General features: G+C 65.8%; 6 protein-coding genes. 3 read left to right on the forward strand and 3 right to left on the reverse strand.

Features of this window, described 5'->3' with window-relative positions:
- Positions 1-196: hypothetical protein (locus H926_RS26455; protein WP_043608717.1), on the reverse strand; the 196-nt coding region annotated here is incomplete at its 3' end.
- A complete protein-coding gene (locus H926_RS26460) occupies positions 193-759 on the reverse strand; it encodes an RNA polymerase sigma factor (RefSeq protein WP_231627661.1) in 567 nt (188 codons plus the stop codon). The genes H926_RS26460 and H926_RS26455, both read right to left, overlap by 4 nt.
- On the opposite strand from H926_RS26460, the gene H926_RS34090 reads away from it, so the two are divergent.
- From H926_RS34090 to H926_RS33170, 3 genes are all read left to right on the forward strand, one after another.
- Complete coding sequence (locus H926_RS34090) at positions 742-1101, forward strand: hypothetical protein (protein WP_166643336.1); 360 nt, start codon at positions 742-744, stop codon at positions 1099-1101. The two genes, H926_RS26460 and H926_RS34090, sit on opposite strands and share 18 nt — an antisense overlap.
- Before the next feature lie 144 nt (positions 1102-1245).
- Positions 1246-4383: an autotransporter domain-containing protein gene (locus tag H926_RS0108680; RefSeq protein WP_022675944.1), complete on the forward strand. Its 3138-nt coding sequence runs from the start codon at positions 1246-1248 to the stop codon at positions 4381-4383.
- Positions 4384-4543: 160 nt separating this feature from the next.
- Positions 4544-4720, forward strand: a complete 177-nt coding sequence (locus H926_RS33170) for a hypothetical protein (protein ID WP_158441964.1) — start codon at positions 4544-4546, stop codon at positions 4718-4720.
- A gap of 12 nt (positions 4721-4732) precedes the next feature.
- On the opposite strand, the gene H926_RS0108690 is transcribed toward H926_RS33170, so the two are convergent.
- Positions 4733-5417, reverse strand: a 685-nt coding sequence (locus tag H926_RS0108690; RefSeq protein WP_022675946.1) for a prephenate dehydrogenase/arogenate dehydrogenase family protein, incomplete at its 5' end; no start/stop codon positions are given.

Genomic DNA, 5417 nt, shown 5'->3' on the forward strand with positions numbered 1-5417 from the left:
GTTGCGGGCGCAAGGGCACGTCGCGCAGGATGCGCGCGGTCAGCCCAGGGGGCAGCGCCGGCGCTTCGTGCAGGCCGAGAATTTGGTCGAGCGCCGCGTCGGCAGGCGACGCATCGGCATGGCGCAAGGGGGCCGCTGACAAGCCTGCCGCCTGATCCCGGCCCGGATCGGCGATGCGAGGCTGCTGGTCGGTCACGCGCGGGGGCCTGCGCCCGTAGCAAAAGCGTGAGCGGCCGGTGAATTGGCAAAGTCGGCCGCGCCGGCAAAGGCCACATCGCGGCAGGTAATGTCACGCGCTTCAAGCAGTTCACGCATCTGCCGCCTCGCCCTGAACAACAGCGACTCCATCGCCTTGATATTAAGATCAAGCACCTGTGCCGCAAGTGCATTGGAGAAGTTCTCGTAATAGCACAAGACCAAGGCAGCCCGATAGCGTTCAGGCAGATCGGCAAGCGCCGCCGCCACCTGGGCACAGGCCTGGCGCTGTTCGATCAGGCGATCGGCCAGCGGCGCCTGGTCGGCGCAATCGGGCACCTCGTCGGTCACCACCACGCGAAAGCGCCGCTTGCGATCGAAACACAGGTTCATCGCCACGCGATGCAGCCATCCGACCAGGCCAGCGCCGGTCGGCTGCCAGCGCGGCGCGTTCTGCCACATGCGGGCAAAGCAGTCCTGCACCACGTCCTCGGCATCGTGGCCATCGCCCAGCATGCGGGCGGCCACGCGATAGAGCGCAGCGGCATGGCGTTCGACCAACACGGCAAAGGATGCCTGGCAACCCTCGCCCACGCGTCGCATCAGCGCCACGTCGTCGCGCAGGGCCAGGCCCCGCCCATCGCGGGGCGGCTCCGGCTCGGCAACAGGCAGCGCTCGGGGCGAAAGCGCCCCGGCAGTGCCATGTCGATGATCGATGACTGGTCCAGCCGGATGAAGACCGCCAGGATCTTCGACCGGGGAAAGGGGCTCGCCCTGCAAGTCACCGCAAAAGGTCATGCGGTCCACCCGTCGCGCACGATGGTTGCTCCGTCCATTCCCTTGTCCCACAGCCCTGCTGGCGGGTTTTGTCTGAACGGCAAATTTACAGTCACGGAAATTGTCTGAACATTTCTTCATCTTCGCTTGCGACGGATAGTGGTTACGGCGCATTTCAGGCACTGGTAAAGCCGGCCTGCCCCGGATATGAAGCCCGCCATGTTGCCACCGGCCCGCCCCTGCTGGCCCTTTTGCCCAACGAGACGAGAGCCCATGCAGCGCCTCCCCAAGATTCGTTTTCTTTCGACCGTCGCCACCATGGCGATTCCGGCCGCCCTGGTGGCCGTTGCCACCCCGGCGCTTGCCGATACCACGGTGGGCACCAGCACGCTGACTGCCCTCAACACCTCGTCGGCCGGCAATATCACCGTCAACGGCAGCGGCGCGATCAAGCTGCCCAGCGGCGTTCCGATCACGATCGATTCGTCGAACACGGTCAATGTCAATTCCGGTGGCTCGCTGACCGTCGCCGGGGTCAGCAACAGCGCCGGCATCGTCGCCAACGCCGGGGTGACCACCACGATCACCAACGACGGCACGATCACCGTCAGCGAAGATTATACGCCGCCGGTCCTGGGCAACAGCTCGGTCGTCAATGGCTCGGTCTCGCAGCTGACCAACCGCTATGGCATCCACATCCTGTCGGGCAACGCCACCACGGCGACGATCTCGAACACCGGCACGATCGGCGTGGAAGGCAACAATTCGGGCGGCATCGTCGTCAGTTCACCGCTCACCGGTTCGATCACCAACACCGGCACGATCTCGGTCAAGGGTGACAACTCGGTTGGCGTGAGCACCGGCAATGTCACCGGCAACCTCGCCATCGGCGGCACCGTGGCGGTGATCGGCACCGGCGCACAGGCGGTTGTCGTCAACGGCGACATCAACGGCGCGTTCAAGATCGACGGCGCAATGACCCAGGCGGTCAGCTACACCGCCGACGATGGCACCACGCAGACGCTGTCGCCCACCGCGCTGAGCAGCGGCAAGGCCGCCGTGCAGGTTTCGGGCAACGTCACCGGCGGCGTGATCGTGACCGTGGCGTCGAGCACCAACAACGTCACCGAAACCACCGGTTCGATCCAGTCCTACGGCACCAGCCCCGCGCTGCTGATCGGTGGCGCCGGCAACACCACGATCGGCTCGGTCGTGGCGACTTCGGGCACCTATTCGGTTGCGGTTGACGGCAGCGTCAGCGCCACCGCCTATTACAGCGGCCTCAACGCCTATGGCGTCGTCGTTGGCGGCCAAGGCGGCACCGTCAGCCTGCCCAACGGCATCGGCGTGCACGGCACCGTCACGGCCACCACGGTCAACGGTGATGCCACCGCGATCCTGCTCAACCAGGGTGTTACGGCCACGTCGCTGTACAACGAAGGCACGATCAAGGCGACGGCGAGCGGGGTTGCCTCGGGCAATCTCTATGGCATCCGCGATCTGTCGGGCACGCTCAACACCGTCAACAACACCGGCTTCATCACCATCAGCGGTGCATCGACCGGCAAGACCGCGGCGATCGATCTCTCGGCCAACACCAGCGGCGTGACGATCAAGCAGTACCTCAATGCCACCGGCGTCACCAGCCAGGCATCGGACAAGGCCGCGTCGGGCTACAACGTGGCGACCGCGCCGGTCTACACCGCGATCACCGGTGACATCTACACCGGCAGCGGCAACGATACGGTGGACATCGAATCCGGCAAGGTGACCGGCAACGCCTATCTCGGCACCGGCAACAACACCGTGATCATGGCTGACGATTCCAAGTGGATCGGCAACATCGATTTCGGTACCTCGGGCACCGCCTCGATGACGATGAGCGCCAATGCGCGCTTCACCGGGCAGATGGCGCTCAACGACCAGGTCGGCACGCTGACCATCGGCGGTTCGGCCATCTGGGCCGGCACCATCACCGGCGGTTCGCAGCTCAACGTGACGGTCAATGGCGGCTCGTTCGGCGCCAACGCCGTCGGCACCACCACGATCAACAACCTGACGGTCAATTCCGGCGGTGCGCTCGGCGTCTATGTGGACTCCACCGGCACGGCTTCCAAGCTGGTGGCCAACACCGCGACCTTCGCCTCGGGTGCCAAGATCAACGTCTCGGTGTCCTCGTTCCTGAGCGCGACCACGCCGCAGACCATCGTCTCGGCCGGCACGCTGACCGGCGGCAGCAATGTCACCACCAGCTCGCTGTCGCTGCCCGTGCTCTATACCGGTTCGATCTCGCAGAGCGGCAACGACCTCGTCCTGTCGCTGTCGCGCAAGACGGCCGCGCAGCTTGGCCTGACCACGCCCCAGGCAGCCGCCTATGACGCGATCATCGGCAATGCGGCCAACTACACCAACCTGCAGTCCAGCCTGCTCCAGGTCACCGATACGCCGACGCTGCAGAGCCAGTTCAACCAGCTGCTGCCCGATTATGCCGGCGGGGCGTTCGATTTCGTCACGCGTGGCTCGCGCCAGGCGGCGCTGCACGTGGCCGACGATTCGTCGCTGTTCACGATCAGCAACACCGGCATGTGGCTCGAACCACTCTATTTCCGCGCCAGCAAGCATGACGATGATTCGGTCGGCTACAGCCTGAGCGGCGGCGGCGTGTCCTTCGGGCTCGAACGCGCCACCGCGCTGGGCAACATCGGTGCCTACTTCGACTGGACCAGCGGCACGGTGAACAACCACAACCAGCAGTCGCTGGGCGTGAACAACATCGAAATCAACGCGTTCTGGCGCAAGGCGTTCGGCAAGCTCTACACCTTTGCCCGCGTCGGCTACGGCCGCTCGTCGTTCAAGCTTGACCGCACCTTCACCGGCGCGGTCGACTCTGCGACGATCACCTATGCGGCGCACGGCGGCTGGAAGGGCCACTCGCTGTCGGCCACGGGCGGGTTCAGCTATGACATCGATCTGAGCGACACGTTCAAGATCAAGCCCAAGGCGAACATCGAATACTTCCGCCTCAAGGAAAACGGCTACCAGGAAACTGGCACCGACGCGATGATCCTGCTGGTGCGTGACCGCAGCAGCACGGCCGTCAACGCCACCACCACGCTGGGCTTTGCGTGGAGCAGCGGCCCGAGCAGCTACGAAGGCCGCCCGTTCACCGTGGAAGCCGACGTGGGCCGCCGCAGCCACCTGTCGGGCGACCTTGGCGCCACCACCGCGATCTTCGGTTCGGGCCAGCAGTTCACGCTCACCCCGGAAAACGTGCAGTCGGCCTGGATCGGCTCGATCGGCATTCTCCAGGGCGGTCTCGACTACACCTGGAAGATTTCGGCCGGCGCGGAAAAGCCGCAGAACGGTGGCATCGCCGCCAACGTGCGCGCTTCGCTCAGCATCGCGCTCTGATCACGGCGCCTTGGGCGCCACATCCATGGAGCCACATCCATGGAACGGGGGCGGCAACCACGCGGTTGCCGCCCCTTTCTTGTTTGCACAGGTTGGCCCCGCCATCGCGCGCGCGCCGCAGCGCGTTGGCCAGGGTCACCTGCCCGCAAAAGGAAACATCATGGAAGATCCCCGCAACCTGCCGCCTGAGCAGCGCGCACGCCGCTTTGGCCGCGCCGGCCTGACCGTTGCGATCATCATCGCGGCCATCATTCTGGTGATCTTCGTGGGCCGCAACCTGTGGCACGCCCGCGTGCTGCACCAGGAACAGCGCACCGGCGTCGCCAACGACGCCTGATGGTGCGCTGGCTCAGTCTGGCGTTGAAGGTGTCGCCACGGCGCCGTGATCGCGGCCGAAATCGGGGCGGGCATCGTCCTGGCCCATCGCGATGATCGAGCGGCGGATCGCCCGGGTGCGGGTGAAATGGTCGAACAGCGCAGCGCCATCGCCCTTGCGGATTGCCTTCTGCAGCTCGGTCAGGTCTTCGGTAAAGACCTGCAGCATGGTCAGCACGGCATCGCGGTTGTGCAGGAACACGTCGCGCCACATCGTCGGGTCAGATGCGGCGATGCGGGTAAAATCGCGAAAGCCGCCGGCCGAATACTTGATCACCTCGCTCTGCGTCACCTCTTCCAGGTCAGACGCGGTGCCAACGATCGTGTAGGCAATGAGGTGGGGCAGGTGGCTGGTCACCGCCAGCACCAGATCGTGGTGGGCCGCGTCCATCATTTCGACGCGCGCGCCCAGGCCTTCCCAGAACGCGGCGACGCGCGCCACGGCCGTGGCATCGGCGCCATCGGGCGGGGTGAGGATGCACCAGCGCCCGGCGAACAGCGTGGCAAAGCCGGCGTCGGGCCCGCTCTGCTCGGTTCCGGCAACGGGGTGGGCGGGCACGATCGTGGCATGGGGCAGCGCATCGCCCAAGGCCTTGAGCACGCTGGCCTTGCTGGACCCCACATCGCTGACCACGCAGCCGGCGGGCAGATACGGCGCC

Source organism: Novosphingobium sp. B-7 (assembly GCF_000410615.1).
GTDB lineage: Bacteria > Pseudomonadota > Alphaproteobacteria > Sphingomonadales > Sphingomonadaceae > Novosphingobium > Novosphingobium capsulatum.